Origin of the sequence: Sphingomonas sp., from assembly GCF_019746665.1 — a bacterium.
GTDB lineage: Bacteria > Pseudomonadota > Alphaproteobacteria > Sphingomonadales > Sphingomonadaceae > Sphingomonas.
In genome coordinates, this window is the sequence record NZ_JAIERS010000023.1 from 1 (window position 1) to 14484 (window position 14484).

The window sequence follows — 14484 nt, forward strand, 5'->3', positions numbered from 1 at the left end:
CTTGGCAGGCATTCGTCGTCCCTTCCTTGATCCAGACTCTCATAGTCGATGGACCACTCAGAAGGGGGCAGCTCACTAATTCGGCTCCCCGTACTTTTCCCGTATGCGGGCAGGGACTATGTTGGCGCGATGCGTTTCTTCGCCCGTTTCTCGCCGATCGCGGCATTGGCCGATCTCCGCGCCTTCTTCGCCGCGCGCAAGCGGCACGAGCTTTGGTTCTTCGCCTGCTCGGCGGCGCTGACGGCGGGGATTATTTTGGCCCTGATCAAGGACGCATCGGAATTCAAGCGGCCCTACACGCCCAACATCATCTATGTAGAGCAATGGCCCGCGAGCCGCACCGATGACGAAATCCGCGCCCAGCAGAAGATCGATCAAGCGAAGAAACATGCCGAGCTGGCGCGGATCGAGGCGTTGAAGAAAAAGCGCCAGGCCAGCTTCAAGAAGGTTGATGACGCGCTGAAGCAATGGGGGATTTAGACGCAGCGTTCATGGGCGCGGCGCTCGCGCTGAGTGAACGGACGCGCGGGCGAACCGCGCCCAACCCCAATGTCGGCTGCGTGATCGTGCGCGCGCGACAAGTCGTCGGGCGCGGCTGGACCCAGCCCGGCGGGCGCCCCCACGCCGAAGCGATGGCGCTCGGCCAGGCCGGAGCGGCGGCGCGCGGCGGCACCGCTTACGTGACGCTGGAACCCTGCGCCCATGTCTCGGCGCGCGGGCCAGCCTGCGCCGAGCTGCTAATCGCCGCCGGGGTGACGCGCATGGTGGCGGCGCTCGGCGATCCCGACCCACGGACCAATGGCGAGGGGTTCGCCCGGCTCGCCACGGCGGGCATCGCGGTCGAGCAAGGGGTTCGCGCCGACGAAGCGCGGGTGGCGATGGCGGGGTTCCTCGCCCGCCGCAGGCTCGGCCGGCCGATGGTGACGCTGAAGCTCGCGCTGTCGCTCGACGGGATGATCGCCCGCGCGGATGGCGAGAGCCAGTGGATCACCGGGGCGGAGGCGCGCGCCCACACGCATCTCGAACGCAGCCGGCACGAGGCGATCCTGGTCGGGCGTGGGACGTTCGAGGCCGACGCGCCCCGGCTCGAAGTACGGCTGCCGGGGCTCGAGGCGCGCAGCCCGCGGCGGTTGCTCCTCTCATCCACCGCCGCCGCGCCGGGCTGGGAACAGCTGCGCGCGCCCACCGCGATCGCCGACCTCGCGGGTGTCGATCATCTGCTTGTCGAAGGCGGCGCCGGCGCGGCGAGCGCCTTCCTCGCGGCGGATCTGGTCGATCGCCTGTTGCTCTATCGCGCCCCGATCCTGATCGGCGCGGGCCGCCCGGCACTGGGCGACATCGGCCTTGCCAGCCTGGCCGAAGCACATGGCCGCTGGCGGCTTGCCGATGCCCGCCGGCTCGGCCAAGACAGGCTGGAAGTGTATCACCGCATCCGCTGAGGAGCCTGCATGTTCACCGGCATCATCACCGATATCGGCACGATCACGGCGAGCGAGGACCGGGGCGACCGCCGCGTGACGGTACGCACCGGCTTCGATACCGACGGCATCGATCTGGGCGCCTCGATCGCCTGTTCGGGCGCGTGCATGACGGTGGTGGAAAAGGGGCCGGGCTGGTTCGCGGTTGATGTGTCGGCCGAGTCGGTCCGGCGGACCGCGCCGGGCATGTGGGAGGCCGGGCGGCAGCTCAACCTGGAACGGGCGATGAAATTGGGCGAGGAGCTGGGCGGCCATATCGTCACCGGCCATGTCGATGGCATCGCGCGCGTGGTCGGCATCTGCCCCGAGGGCGACTCGCGCCGCATCGGCTTCGCGGTGGAGGCGGCGCTCGCCCCCTATCTCGCGCCCAAGGGATCGGTGACGGTGGACGGCGTGTCGCTCACCGTCAACGAAGTCGCCGATCAGGCCGACGGACTTACCCATTTCGCGATCAACCTCATCCCCCACACCCAGCACGCGACGACGCTGGGCGGCCTTACCGAGGGGGCGGCGGTGAATATCGAGATCGACGTACTCGCCCGCTATCTCGGCCGGATGGAGGCTTATCGTAAAACACACATGAATGTGTGATCGCCAGCTTGAAATCACATTATGATGTGATTATTCCGGCCCCATGAGCACACTCTTGATTGACCGCGTTCGCCGCCTCGTCACCGACGGCGGGATGTCGCGCTCCGGCCTGGCCCGCGCCGCGGGGCTTCATGCCAACACCCTGCGCGAGATCGACTCGCCCGAGTGGAACCCCACTGCCGAGACGCTGCGCAAGCTGGAGACGTTCCTGTTCGCCAACGACGACGCCGATGTCGTCGTGCCGATCGAGGAAATCATCGAGGAAGCGCGCAACGGCCGCATGTTCATCCTGGTCGACGACGAAGACCGCGAGAATGAGGGCGATCTCGTCATCCCCGCGCAAATGGCGACGCCCGCGGCGATCAACTTCATGGCGACGCATGGCCGCGGGCTGATCTGCCTGGCGATGACCCGCGCCCGCGTCGATCAGCTCGGGCTCGATCTGATGAGCCGCAACAACGGCACCCGCCATTCGACCGCCTTCACCGTCTCGATCGAGGCGAAGGACGGGGTGACGACGGGTATCTCCGCGCATGACCGCGCGCGCACCGTCGCGGTCGCGATCGACGCATCCAAGGGCAAGGACGAGATCGTGACGCCCGGCCATGTCTTCCCGCTGGTCGCGCGCGATGGCGGGGTGCTGGTGCGCGCCGGGCATACCGAAGCGGCGGTCGATGTCTCGCGCCTCGCCGGGCTCAACCCCTCGGGGGTGATCTGCGAGATCATGCGCGACGACGGCACGATGGCGCGGATGGACGATCTGATCCCCTTCGCCCAGGCGCATGGGCTGAAGATCGGCACGATCCGCGATCTGATCGCCTATCGCCGCAAGCACGACCATCTGGTCGAGAAGACCGCCGAAATCAGCTTCGCCAGCCGCTGGGGCGGCGAATGGCGGGCGATGACCTTCCGCAACAAGGCGACCGGCGACGAGCTGATCACGCTGCAAAAGGGCAAGGTGGACGCGGCCAAGCCGACCTTGGTGCGGATGCACACCATGTCGATGTTCGTCGACGTGTTCGGCGAGGAATCCGAACGCGCCGGGCTGCTATCGCACTCGATGGAGCTGATCGCCGAGCATGGCTCGGGCGTGATCGTGGTGATCAACAAGCCGATGCCCGGCCTCGTCTCGCGCTTCATTCAGCTCCGGCACGAAGGCAAGGGCGCGGGCGATCCGCAGGTCGAAGAGCTGCGCGACTACGGCATCGGCGCGCAGATCCTGGCGGAACTCGGCGTACAGGACATGGTGCTGCTCACCAACACGCACCACACGCTGGTCGGCCTCGAGGGCTATGGCTTGTCGATCGTCGGCGAACGGCCGATCCCGTGCACGTCGGGGGAGTGACTCCGTTCCCTCCCATGACCGGTAAGAATTTTTGTAGGGAAGAAGCATGGCTCGCATCCTGATCGTCGAAGCGCGTTTCTATGAGCATCTGAACGACATGCTGCTCGCCGGCGCCCGCGCCGCGATCGAGGCGGCGGGGCACGCGCATGAGACGATCACCGTCCCCGGCGCGCTCGAAGTGCCCGGCGCGATCGCTTTCGCCTCCGAAAGCGGGCGGTATGACGCTTATGTCGGCATCGGCGTGGTGATCCGCGGCGAGACCTATCATTTCGAGATCGTCGCCGGCGAAAGCGCGCGCGGGCTGATGGCGCTCAGCATGGATGGCCTGGCGATCGGCAACGGCATCCTGACCACCGAGAACGAAGAACAGGCGCTCGTCCGCGCCGACCCGGCGCAGAAGGACAAGGGCGGCGAGGCGGCTAAGGCGGCGCTGGCGATGCTCGCGCTCAAGAGCCGCTTCGGGTGAGCGCGCCCGTTCTCACTACCGAACGACTGCTGCTACGCCTGCCCGAGGCGGGCGATCTTGACGGCTTCGCCGCCTTCGCCGCCGACGCCGAGACGATGCGGCATCTGGGCGGGGTGAAGACACGCAGCGAAGTGTGGCGATCGTTGTGCGAAATGCGCGGTGCTTGGGAAATTCGTGGCTTTGCCATGTTCTCGGTGATCGAGCGCGATACCGGGCGCTGGGTGGGGCGGATCGGCCCGTGGCAGCCCGAGGGCTGGCCGGGGACCGAGGTCGGCTGGGGCGTGCTGCCCGATTTCGCCGGACGCGGCTACGCTTATGAAGCGGCGGTCGCGGCGATGGACTATGCGGTTGACGTGCTGGGGTGGGACGACGTCTGCCACACGATCGCCCCCGACAATAACCGCTCGATCGCGCTGGCGGAGCGGCTCGGCTCGGTCAATCGCGGGCCGACCCGGTTGCCGCCGCCACTGGAAGCATTTCCGGTCGATAATTGGGGGCAGAGCGCCGCCGCGTGGCGCGCGCGGCGGGGGTAAGCGAGGCGGCGGCACGCTTCCAGCACCGGCTTTTTTGGGCGTCACCCCGGGCTTGACCCGGGGTCCCGCTGTTTGGCGACCGTCGCGAAGCCAGCGGGACCCCGGCTCGGTGGCCGGGGTGACGGACCGGTCAGTTTGATCGGCCGCGGGTGGTCACAACGAGCGCCCGATCAGTTCCTTCATGATCTCGTTGGTGCCGCCGTAAATCCGGCTGACCCGCGCCGCGCGCCACATCCGGGCGATGGGATATTCGTTCATATAGCCCGCGCCGCCATGGAGCTGGAGGCATTTGTCCATCACTTCCCATTGCAGCTCGGTGTGCCACAGCTTGGCCGCCGCGCCCTCGGTCGCGGTCAGTTCACCCGCGAGGTGGCGCTTGATCGCCCAATCGAGATGCGCCCAGCCGACTTGCAGCTTCGCCTTGAGATCGGCGAGCACGAAGCGGGTGTTCTGGAAATCGAACACCATTCCCGCGAATGCCTTGCGCGTCTTGGTGAATTCCACCGTCTCGTCGAACGCCTTTTGCGCGCTCGCCTGGGTGCCGACCGCGATCGAGAGCCGCTCCTGCGGCAACTGGCTCATCAGATAGATGAAGCCCATCCCCTCCTGCCCCAGGCAGTTGGTCATCGGCACGCGGACATCCTCGAAGAACAGCTCGCTGGTGTCGGCGGCGTCCTGGCCGATCTTGTCGAGCTTGCGCCCGCGCTGGAAACCCTCGCGATCCGCCTCGACCAGAATGATCGACATGCCCTTGTACGCCGGCTTGGCGTCGGGGTCGGTCTTGGCGACGACCAGGATCAGGTCGGCATTTTGGCCGTTGGTGATGTAGGTCTTGCTGCCGTTGATGACATAGTGGTTGCCGTCCTTCACCGCGCTGGTGCGGATCGACTGGAGATCGCTGCCGGTGCCCGGCTCGGTCATCGCGATCGCGGTGATCGTCTCGCCGCTCACCAGGCGGGGCAGCCACTGCGCCTTCTGCTCTTCCGAACCATAGGCGACCAGATAGTCGCACACGATATCCGATTGCAGCGTGAAGCCGGCGGGGACGCCGAGATACGCCATCTCTTCGTTGACGATCGCGTTATAGCCGAAATCGAGGCCGAGCCCGCCATAAGCCTCGGGCACCGTTGGGCACAGCATCCCGACCTCGCCCGCCTGGCGCCAGAACGCCTTGGGGACCAGCCGGTCCTTCTCCCACTGGGTCACATTGGGCACGCCTTCCTTCAGCAGGAACTGGCGGACGGTTTGGCGGAAGGCCTGGTGATCCTCGTTATAGGCGAAGCGCCCGGGCAGCGTGTCGAGCATCTCTCTCTCCCTGATTATCTGGTTGCGCCAAGCTTGTGGGGCGGGGCCGGGCAGGTCAACCCCGCTTGTCGAGCCCCCTGCTCCGGGTCTAGTCCCGGACGAAAGACCAACGGGAGAGCGACACGATGAAACTGGCCAGCCTGAAGGGCGGACGCGATGGGCGGCTCGTCGTCGTCTCGAACGATCTCGCTTGGTATGCCGATGCCGGCCATATCGCTCCCACGCTCCAGGCCGCGCTCGACGATTGGGATCGTATCGCGCCATCGCTCGAGGCGCTGGCGACCGATCTCGAGCACCAAGCGATCCCGCTCGAACGCTTTCACGAGCATGACGCCGCCGCGCCGCTGCCGCGCGCTTATCAATGGGCGGATGGCTCGGCCTATGTGAACCATGTCGCGCTGGTGCGGCAGGCGCGCGGGGCGGAGATGCCCGAAAGCTTCTGGCACGATCCGCTGATGTATCAGGGCGGCTCCGACGGGTTTCTCGGACCGCGCGATCCGATCCCGCTCAGGGACGAAGCCTGGGGCTGCGACCTGGAGGCCGAGGTGGTCGTCGTCACCGGCGACGTGCCGATGGGCGTTTCGCGGGAAGACGCGCTTGGGCTGATCCGTCTCGTCGGCCTCACCAACGATGTGAGCCTGCGCAACCTGATCCCCGGCGAGCTGGCCAAGGGCTTCGGCTTCTTCCAGTCAAAGCCGGCGAGCGCCTTTTCGCCGGTGTTCGTGACGCCGCAAGCGCTCGGCGACTGGTGGCAGGGGGGCAAGCTCCACCGCCGGCTGTGCGTCGATTTGAACGGGGCGCCCTTCGGCCGGGCGCAGGCGGGCGAGGACATGACCTTCGATTTCGGCACGCTGATCGCGCACGCCGCCAAGACCCGCGCGCTGGGCGCGGGGACGATCATCGGCTCGGGCACCGTATCGAACCGTGACGCCGCGGGCGGCCCGGGCAAGCCGATCGCCCAGGGCGGCGTCGGCTATTCGTGCCTCGCCGAGGTCCGCACCGTCGAGACGATCGAGGGCGGCAAGCCGGTAACCCCCTTCCTGAAAGCGGGCGACACGGTGCGCATCTGGGCCGAGGACGACAGGCACCACAGCATCTTCGGCGCGATCGAGCAGCAGGTGATCGGCGCGTAGCGGTGCCCAAAACGCTTGCCGTAGCGGGTGCGACATTTAGCATACGGAAAAAGACTCAAGGATAGGAGAGCCGCCATGATCGAGGCCAAACGCACGCCCGACGACCGTTTCGCCAACCTTCCCGGTTTTCCCTATGCGCCCCACTATGTCGATGACCTCCCCGGCTATCAGGGGTTGCGCGGCGCCTATATCGACGAAGGCCCGCGCGATGCCGCGCAGACTTTCCTGTGCCTGCACGGTGAGCCGAGCTGGAGCTATCTCTACCGGCGGATGATCCCGGTGTTCCTAGAAAGCGGCGCGCGCGTGGTCGCACCCGATTTCCTGGGTTTTGGCCGATCGGACAAGCCGCTGCTGCAAAGCGATTACAGCTTCCACTTCCACCGCGATTGGCTGATCGCGCTGATCGAGCGGCTCGACCTCACCAACATCACGCTGGTGGTGCAGGATTGGGGCGGGCTGATCGGGCTGACGCTGCCGGTGCATGAGGGGATGCGCGCACGGATCGCGCGGCTGATTGTTATGAACACCGGGCTCGCGACCGGCCAGTCACCAGGGCCGGGTTTCCTGATGTGGAAGGCCTATGCGCTGTCGACTCCCGATCTGCCGATCGGCGCCCTGATCGCGCGCGGCACGCCGCATCTGACGCCGGATGAAATCGCCGCGTACGACGCGCCCTTCCCCGATGCGAGCTACAAGGCGGGCGCGCAGGTGTGGCCCGCGCTGGTGCCGGTCGAGCCCGACATGCCGGGCGCCGCGGAATCGCGCGCGGCGGCCGATTTCTGGTCGAACCACTGGTCCGGCCCCACCTTCATGGCGGTGGGCGACGCCGATCCCGTGCTCGGTCCTCCGCAAATGGCGGCGCTGCGCGAACGCATCCGCGGCTGCCCCGAACCGCTGATGATCGCCGGCGGCGGCCATTTCGTGCAGGAATGGGGCGAAGAGATCGCCCGCGCCGCGCTCGCGCATTTCGGCGGGCGCTGACCGCACCTCAGTTCGCCGGGTCCATCCCGCCGGCGAAATGCGCCAGGATGTCCGCGCGGATTTTGTTCCAATCGCCAATCCGCCAGCGCGACGGCACCTCGATGCCGATGATCGGGTCCTGCTCGGGCGAGATTCGGCGCAGCGGCAGCAATTGCTTGGTCATCACGCAGAAGAAGGGACAGACGGCGGGCGCGAGCGGGTTCTCCTCGGGCTCGTCGAGCACCACCGCCAGCCGCTCGCTCTGGAGCCGCACCATCGATCCGACCGGGAAAATGCCGATCATGCCCGTGAACGCGCGCAGCACCTCGGGATCGAAATGGTGCGGGCGATCGGCCATATATTCGATCGCCTCGGCCGGCGACCAGCACGCCTTATAGGGCCGCGGCGACGTGACCGCGTCATACACGTCGCAGATCGCCGCCATCCGCGCCGCCAGCGAGACATTGTTGCCCGAGCGGCGATCGGGATAGCCCGACCCGTCAAGCCGCTCATGGTGATGCAGGCATACGTCGAGCACCACCGCCGGCAGCGCCTGATCGGTGCTCGTCAGAATATCGTGCCCCAGCTGGCAATGCTGGTGCATCACGCTTTGCTCCTGCGCGGTCAGCGCGCCCGGCTTGTCGAGCAGGCTCGTCGGTAGCCGGGCCTTGCCGACATCGTGGAGCAGCCCGGCGAGACCGATATCGTGGTGCTGATCGGTCGGCAGCTTCAGCCGCCGCGCGAGCTCGATCATCAGCCCGCACACCGCGACCGAATGGAGATAGGTATATTCGTGCCGGTCCTTGATCCGCGTGACCCCGAGGATCGCGGCGGGGTGGCGCTCGACCGAGGCGGTGATCGCGGTGACGAGCGGCCACAGCGCCTCGACATTCAGGTTATGGCCGAAGCGCACATCGTCGAACGCTGAAACGATCTGGTTCTTCGCCGCCGAGACGATATCGCGCGCGCGCTTGCGCTCCTGGGCCAGGCTGGCGCGGCGGGCTTGCAGGTGAAGCTGCGGACGTGCCGGGGCGGGTGCCGCAGCCGGCACCACTTTGCGCCCGGTATCGCCCGGGCCGCGCCAATCGCCCATGAATAAGCCGCTGCCTGAATCGTCGAAGCGATTCCGTGCGTCCATGCTCTGCCCCTTTACCCGTGCCGGCACGATAACCGCCTTGATCTTTCTCTTGCCCGGCAAACCCTTAACATTGGGTAGTAACCTTGGGGCCGGCCAACCGGATGGAGGCCCAAAACGGGGCGCGCTTATGCCCGAGGCAAGGCAGCGCGCGAACAACTTAATTGCACGCAAGCGTAAGGTTCTTACATCGCCAGCTCCGGGCCATCCGGGTGAGGATGGCGGCCGCGAGGCGGATTTTGGCCGCGATCGCCAGCCCCTTAGTCGGGCTTGGCGCCCTGATCCTGGTGATCGAGGTAGTTCGCCTCTAGCGAACGACGCCGCCTTTGGGCGTACCCCGTTCAGGGGCGAAACCGCGCGCGGATACGGTAGATTTACGGATGCGGCGTCGCGACTGCGCCATTGGGGCGATTGATCGGCTCGGTACCGATCGGATACGCTTCACGAACACCTGCCGCCGCGAAGCACGTTACCGCCAGATGCGCGGTGACGTTCGAGGCGGTACGGAACATGTCCGACAAGGGATCAACCGCGATCAGTACCGGCAGCATGCCGAGCGGCGCGCCTAGCGCCACCGCGACTGGGCCGGATGCCGCATACATTGTCACCTGGCCCGGCACCCCCAGGATCGCGAGCGATGCCAGCATCGCGACCGGCACCGCCACCGCGATGTGCACCGCGTCAACCGGCGTACCGCTGAGCCATGCCAGCGCAAGCCCCACGGCGATACCGTTCGACGGGCCGGTGATCTTGAACACCGATACCGCCAGCGGCAGCGCGACCGCGGCATCCCGCTCGGAAACCCCCAGCTGCCGCGCCGCCGCGAGCGTGGTCGGCAAGGTGGCGAGCGAGGATTGCGTGCCCGCCGCGATCAGCTGTGGCGGCAACGCCGCGCGCACGAAGGCGACCAGGCCAACGCCCCCCAGCATCGCCGCGAACAATGTGCTCAGCGTGATCAGCACCAGCGACAAGAGGAGCGAGATGGCAAGGAAATAACCGAGCGCGGCTACCGCCGCCCAACCCACGGTCGCGCCGAGATTGATGCCGAGCATCAGCGCCCCGATCGGCGCGAAGCGCAGCACCACGCCGACGATCAGGATCATCGCATCGGCGAGCGTGCGCAGCGGTGCCAGCAGCGCATCGGCGCGTGCCGGGACCATCGCTCCCAGCGCCGCGCCCAGTGCCGCGGCGAAGATCACCAGCGGGACGATCGCGCCAGCCGCCGCCGATGCCACGATATTGGTCGGGATCATGCCGCGAAGCCCGGCCAGCGCGCTCGCGGGCACGGCAGGCGCGGCCTCGCCCGATGCGTGGGCCAGCGCGGCAATCGCCCGGGCATCGATCGGACTGAGCGCGAGCAAGGGCGGCACGATCAACCCCGCACTTGCCCCGGCAAGCGCCAACAACACCACGATCGCCAGGCCAAGGCGCCAGCCGAGCGCCCCCGCCTCCGCCCCACGCGACCTGAGATCGGCGACGCCGGTCGTGACCAACGCGAAGACCAGCGGCAGGATCGTCATCCGCAACAAATCGAGCCAGATGCCGCCGATCAGATTGGCGCCCTCGACCACCGCCGTCTGGCCTTGCAGCGCCAGCCCGGCGAGGAAGCCGACGATCAACGCGATCAGCACCCATTGCGGCCGCGACCGGGCCATGCGCGCGGCGCCCTGGCTGTTCATTCCGCCCTCCCAACGATGGCGTGGTGATACCCCACACCAGAAGTCGGTCAAGCCAAGGCGCGCCGATGAGCGCGTTCACCCGCCCAGCGCGGTTTTCACCTTGTGGAAGAAGCCGGTCGATTGCGGGCATTCCTGCCCGGTTTCGGTCGCGCGGAACGCTTCGAGCAGTTCGCGCTGCTTGGCGGAGAGGCGCGTCGGGGTCTCGACCTCGATCCGCACGACCAGATCGCCGCGCCCGCGCCCCTGCAGCACCGGCATCCCCGCGCCGCGCAGCCGCAGTTCGCGCCCCGATTGGGTGCCGGCGGCGACGCGCAATTCGTGCTTCTCGCCGTCCAGCCCCGGCAGCACGATCGTCCCACCCAAGGCGGCGGTGGTGAAACTGATCGGCGCACGGGCGAACAGCGTCGTGCCCTCGCGCTCGAAGATGCCGTGGCGCGCGACATGGAGAAAGATGTAAAGGTCGCCCGGCGGCGCGCCGCGCAAGCCCGCTTCGCCCTCGCCGCTCAGCCGCACCCGCGTGCCCTCGTCCACCCCGGGCGGGATGGTGACGGTCAGGGTCTTGGTCTTGTCGATCCGCCCCTCGCCCCGGCAGCTGGGGCAGGGATCGGCGATCACCTGCCCGGCACCGTGGCAGCTGGGGCAGGTTCGTTCGACGACGAAAAAGCCCTGCTGCGCGCGAACCTTGCCCATCCCGCCGCAAGTGCCGCACGCGCGCGCGCTGGTGCCGCTACGCGCGCCCGAGCCGTGGCAGACGCCGCAGCTGGCGGCGACATCGATCGTGATTTCGGTCGCCTTGCCATGAAAGGCGTCTTCCAGGCTGATTTCCATGTCGTAGCGCAGATCGGCGCCGCGCTGGGGCGAGGCCCGGCCGCGCCCGCCGCCACCCATGAACTCACCGAAGATATTCTCGAAAATATCGCCGAACGCGCCGAAATCGGCGGCGCCCGGCCCGCCCTGCCCGTTCTTGAAGGCGGCGTGGCCGAAGCGATCATAAGCGGCCCGCTTCTGCGGATCCTTCAGGCAATCATAGGCTTCGTTGATCGCCTTGAAGCGTGCCTCGGCCTCGCGATCGCCCGGGTTGCGATCGGGATGCCAACGCATCGCGAGCTTGCGATAGGCGCTCTTCAGCGTCGCATCATCGGCGCCGCGCTCGCATTCGAGAAGCTCGTAATAATCGACTTCGGTGGTCATTTCATCGTCCCGTCCCACCGCGACCACAACAGGTGGCCCGGACCGCCGCCGTGACGTGCGGTGGTCCGGGCCTTGCTATCGTCGAAGGCGCGCTGGGCTTGCACCCAGTTAAGCCTTGCTATCGTCCACTTCCGAAAATTCGGCGTCGACCACGTCCTCGGCCTTCGCCTCTTCGGCGGGCGCCGCGCCGGGGCTCGCCTGCGCCTGCTGTTCCTTTTCGTAGATCGCCTGGCCAAGCTTCATCGCCGCCTGCTGCAGCGCGCCCGATTTGTCGCGCATCGCCTGCGGATCGCCGGACTCGATCGCCTTCTTGGTGTCGGCGACGGCGTTCTCGATCTCCGCCTTCAGGGCGCTGTCGACCTTGTCGCCATGCTCGACCAGCTGGCGCTCAATCTGGTGGACCAGGCTGTCGGCGGTGTTCTTCGCCTCCGCCGCCTCGCGGCGCTTTTTGTCTTCCTCGGCGAAGCGCTCGGCGTCCTTCACCATCTGCTCGATGTCGCTGTCCGAAAGCCCGCCCGAGGCCTGGATGCGGATCTGCTGTTCCTTGCCGGTGCCCTTGTCCTTGGCGGAGACGTTGACGATGCCGTTTGCGTCGATGTCGAACGTCACCTCGATCTGCGGCACGCCGCGCGGCGCCGGCGGGATGCCGACCAGATCGAACTGGCCGAGCAGCTTGTTGTCGGCCGCCATCTCGCGCTCGCCCTGGAAGACGCGAATCGTGACCGCCTGCTGATTGTCATCAGCGGTCGAGTAGATTTGCGACTTCTTGGTCGGGATCGTCGTGTTGCGGTCGATCATGCGGGTGAACACGCCGCCCAGCGTCTCGATGCCGAGCGACAGCGGCGTCACGTCGAGCAGCAGCACGTCCTTCACGTCGCCCTGCAGCACGCCCGCCTGGATCGCCGCGCCCATCGCGACGACCTCATCGGGATTGACGCCCGAATGCGGTTCCTTGCCGAAAAAGTCCTTCACCACCTGGCGGACCTTGGGCATCCGCGTCATGCCGCCGACGAGGACGACCTCGTCCACCTGGCTCGCCTTCACGCCCGCGTCGGCCAGCGCCTTGCGGCACGGCTCGAGCGTGCGCTGGATCAGATCATCGACCAGCCGCTCGAGATCGGCGCGGCTGACATTCTTCACCAGATGCTTCGGCCCGTTCTGGTCGGCGGTGATGAAGGGCAGGTTGACTTCGGTGGTCTGCGCCGAGCTGAGCTCGATCTTCGCCTTTTCGGCGGCTTCCTTCAGCCGCTGCAGCGCGAGCTTGTCCTTGGTGAGGTCGATCCCTTCGGCCTTCTTGAAGTCTTCCGCAAGGAAGTTCAGCAGCTTGTTGTCGAAATCCTCGCCACCCAGGAAGGTGTCGCCATTGGTGGCCTTCACCTCGAACACGCCGTCGCCGATTTCCAGGATCGAAATGTCGAACGTACCACCGCCCAAGTCATAGACGGCGATCGTCTTGCCGTCCTGCTTCTCCAGGCCATAAGCGAGCGCCGCCGCGGTCGGCTCGTTGATGATGCGCAGCACTTCCAGGCCCGCGATCTGGCCGGCGTCCTTGGTCGCCTGGCGCTGCGCGTCGTTGAAGTAAGCGGGCACCGTGATCACCGCCTGGGTGACCGGCTCGCCGAGATAATTCTCGGCGGTTTCCTTCATCTTCTGCAGCGTGAAGGCCGAAATCTGCGAGGGGCTGTAATCCTTGCCGCCCGCCTCGACCCAGGCGTCGCCATTGCTGCCACGCACGATCTTGTACGGCACCAGTTCGGTGTCGCGCTTGGTGACGGGATCGTCATAGCGGCGGCCGATCAGCCGCTTCACCGCGAATACCGTATTGTCGGGATTGGTCACCGCCTGGCGCTTGGCCGGCTGGCCGATCAACCGCTCGCCATCCTTGGCGAAAGCGACGATCGACGGGGTGGTACGCGCACCCTCGACATTCTCGATCACCTTGGGCTTGCCGCCTTCCATCACGGCGACGCACGAATTGGTGGTGCCCAAGTCGATACCGATTACTTTACCCATGGTCCTCTATCGGCCCCCATCCACAAAAAACACTAGCCTGATGCGCCCCGCGCCCCCAAGCGCGGCACAGCAACGTCTCGGGATATAGGCGGGCTTTTCGGGATATAGGCGGGCTTTTGCTTGCCGCAAGATTGCTTGGTTTCTACAAAATGGCGGTTGGTTCCAGATGGAGAATAGCTCGATGATCCGCGCCCTCGCCCGCCCCGCGCTGCTTGGCGCCGCGCTGCTCGCCACCGGGCTCGCCGGTTGCGGCGAAGCGCCGGTGCTGCGGGTGGACCATGCCTATGTCCGGCTGAGCGCGGTGAAGGGCAACCCGAGCGCCGCCTATTTCACCGTCCATGGCGGCCCCGCGGCGACCAAGCTGCTGAGCGTCACCTCGCCCTTCGTCATCAAGAGCGAGCTGCACGCCTCGATGCAGCATAACGGCGCGGCGATGATGATGCCGGAGCGCGCGATCGACGTGCCCGCCAAGGCCGAGCTGACCTTCGCGCCAGGCGGTCGCCACGCGATGCTCTATGACGTGAACGAAGGCGTGAAGCCCGGCGGCCGCATCCCGCTGGTGTTCACCTTCGCCGACAATAGCCGGATCGAGGTGACCGCGCCGGTGATCGCCGCGGGCGACGCCGCGCCCAAGGAATAACGCCGCCCAAAACCG

14 protein-coding genes are annotated in these 14484 nt (G+C 66.9%); 9 read left to right on the top strand and 5 right to left on the bottom strand.

Features of this window, described 5'->3' with window-relative positions; all coding sequences use genetic code 11:
• Positions 1-48 precede the first annotated feature (48 nt).
• The 6 genes from K2X73_RS13615 to K2X73_RS13640 are packed head-to-tail and all read left to right on the top strand — an operon-like array spanning position 49 to position 4413.
• Positions 49-480, top strand: a complete 432-nt coding sequence (locus K2X73_RS13615; RefSeq protein ID WP_294111682.1) for a hypothetical protein — start codon at positions 49-51, stop codon at positions 478-480.
• Positions 468-1439 (top strand): bifunctional diaminohydroxyphosphoribosylaminopyrimidine deaminase/5-amino-6-(5-phosphoribosylamino)uracil reductase RibD, encoded by a 972-nt coding sequence (ribD, locus tag K2X73_RS13620; protein WP_294111684.1) that lies wholly within the window; start codon positions 468-470, stop codon positions 1437-1439. Before K2X73_RS13615 ends, ribD begins: the two co-directional genes overlap by 13 nt.
• A 9-nt stretch (positions 1440-1448) precedes the next feature.
• Positions 1449-2069 carry a riboflavin synthase gene (locus tag K2X73_RS13625; protein ID WP_294111686.1) on the top strand — a complete coding sequence of 207 codons (621 nt, stop codon included), beginning with the start codon at positions 1449-1451 and terminating at the stop codon, positions 2067-2069.
• A gap of 43 nt (positions 2070-2112) precedes the next feature.
• The gene (gene ribB, locus K2X73_RS13630; protein ID WP_294111688.1) at positions 2113-3414 is read left to right on the top strand and encodes a 3,4-dihydroxy-2-butanone-4-phosphate synthase; all 1302 of its coding nucleotides are present in this window, start codon (positions 2113-2115) and stop codon (positions 3412-3414) included.
• Between the two features lie 46 nt (positions 3415-3460).
• Complete coding sequence (ribH, locus tag K2X73_RS13635; protein ID WP_294111690.1) at positions 3461-3880, top strand: 6,7-dimethyl-8-ribityllumazine synthase; 420 nt, start codon at positions 3461-3463, stop codon at positions 3878-3880.
• Positions 3877-4413 (top strand): GNAT family N-acetyltransferase, encoded by a 537-nt coding sequence (locus K2X73_RS13640; RefSeq protein WP_294111692.1) that lies wholly within the window; start codon positions 3877-3879, stop codon positions 4411-4413. The genes ribH and K2X73_RS13640 overlap by 4 nt, the downstream gene beginning before the upstream one ends.
• 153 nt (positions 4414-4566) lie before the next feature.
• Here K2X73_RS13640 and K2X73_RS13645 read toward each other — a convergent pair whose 3' ends face one another.
• The gene (locus tag K2X73_RS13645) at positions 4567-5718 is read right to left on the bottom strand and encodes an acyl-CoA dehydrogenase family protein (protein WP_294111694.1); all 1152 of its coding nucleotides are present in this window, start codon (positions 5716-5718) and stop codon (positions 4567-4569) included.
• A 125-nt stretch (positions 5719-5843) separates the two neighbouring features.
• Between K2X73_RS13645 and K2X73_RS13650 the strand changes: the two genes are divergently transcribed.
• On the top strand, positions 5844-6851 hold the full coding sequence (locus tag K2X73_RS13650; protein ID WP_294111697.1) for a fumarylacetoacetate hydrolase family protein: 1008 nt from the start codon (positions 5844-5846) through the stop codon (positions 6849-6851).
• A gap of 75 nt (positions 6852-6926) precedes the next feature.
• Positions 6927-7832 (top strand): haloalkane dehalogenase, encoded by a 906-nt coding sequence (locus K2X73_RS13655; protein ID WP_294111700.1) that lies wholly within the window; start codon positions 6927-6929, stop codon positions 7830-7832.
• 7 nt (positions 7833-7839) lie between these two features.
• On the opposite strand, the gene K2X73_RS13660 is transcribed toward K2X73_RS13655, so the two are convergent.
• From K2X73_RS13660 to dnaK, 4 genes are all read right to left on the bottom strand, one after another.
• Positions 7840-8949, bottom strand: coding sequence for an HD-GYP domain-containing protein (locus K2X73_RS13660; RefSeq protein ID WP_294111702.1), 1110 nt, complete (start codon positions 8947-8949; stop codon positions 7840-7842).
• A gap of 371 nt (positions 8950-9320) precedes the next feature.
• A complete protein-coding gene (locus K2X73_RS13665; protein ID WP_294111703.1) occupies positions 9321-10625 on the bottom strand; it encodes a cation:dicarboxylase symporter family transporter in 1305 nt (434 codons plus the stop codon).
• A 75-nt stretch (positions 10626-10700) separates the two neighbouring features.
• Entirely contained in the window at positions 10701-11816 is a 1116-nt protein-coding gene (gene dnaJ, locus K2X73_RS13670; protein WP_294111705.1) for a molecular chaperone DnaJ, read from the bottom strand.
• 108 nt (positions 11817-11924) lie between these two features.
• Positions 11925-13829: a molecular chaperone DnaK gene (gene dnaK / locus K2X73_RS13675; protein ID WP_294111708.1), complete on the bottom strand. Its 1905-nt coding sequence runs from the start codon at positions 13827-13829 to the stop codon at positions 11925-11927.
• A gap of 181 nt (positions 13830-14010) precedes the next feature.
• Between dnaK and K2X73_RS13680 the strand changes: the two genes are divergently transcribed.
• Entirely contained in the window at positions 14011-14469 is a 459-nt protein-coding gene (locus tag K2X73_RS13680; RefSeq protein ID WP_294111710.1) for a copper chaperone PCu(A)C, read from the top strand.
• Positions 14470-14484 lie beyond the last annotated feature (15 nt).

Excerpts from the sequence above, each read along its gene's own strand:
- K2X73_RS13650 (WP_294111697.1), top strand. The coding sequence starts at position 5,844 with ATGAAACTGGCCAGCCTGAAGGGCGGACGCGATGGGCGGCTCGTCGTC.
- K2X73_RS13645 (WP_294111694.1), bottom strand. The coding sequence starts at position 5,718 with ATGCTCGACACGCTGCCCGGGCGCTTCGCCTATAACGAGGATCACCAG.
- K2X73_RS13665 (WP_294111703.1), bottom strand. The coding sequence starts at position 10,625 with ATGAACAGCCAGGGCGCCGCGCGCATGGCCCGGTCGCGGCCGCAATGG.
- K2X73_RS13660 (WP_294111702.1), bottom strand. The coding sequence starts at position 8,949 with ATGGACGCACGGAATCGCTTCGACGATTCAGGCAGCGGCTTATTCATG.
- ribB (WP_294111688.1), top strand. The coding sequence starts at position 2,113 with ATGAGCACACTCTTGATTGACCGCGTTCGCCGCCTCGTCACCGACGGC.
- ribD (WP_294111684.1), top strand. The coding sequence starts at position 468 with ATGGGGGATTTAGACGCAGCGTTCATGGGCGCGGCGCTCGCGCTGAGT.
- K2X73_RS13680 (WP_294111710.1), top strand. The coding sequence starts at position 14,011 with ATGATCCGCGCCCTCGCCCGCCCCGCGCTGCTTGGCGCCGCGCTGCTC.
- dnaK (WP_294111708.1), bottom strand. The coding sequence starts at position 13,829 with ATGGGTAAAGTAATCGGTATCGACTTGGGCACCACCAATTCGTGCGTC.
- K2X73_RS13615 (WP_294111682.1), top strand. The coding sequence starts at position 49 with ATGGACCACTCAGAAGGGGGCAGCTCACTAATTCGGCTCCCCGTACTT.
- K2X73_RS13655 (WP_294111700.1), top strand. The coding sequence starts at position 6,927 with ATGATCGAGGCCAAACGCACGCCCGACGACCGTTTCGCCAACCTTCCC.
- dnaJ (WP_294111705.1), bottom strand. The coding sequence starts at position 11,816 with ATGACCACCGAAGTCGATTATTACGAGCTTCTCGAATGCGAGCGCGGC.
- ribH (WP_294111690.1), top strand. The coding sequence starts at position 3,461 with ATGGCTCGCATCCTGATCGTCGAAGCGCGTTTCTATGAGCATCTGAAC.
- K2X73_RS13625 (WP_294111686.1), top strand. The coding sequence starts at position 1,449 with ATGTTCACCGGCATCATCACCGATATCGGCACGATCACGGCGAGCGAG.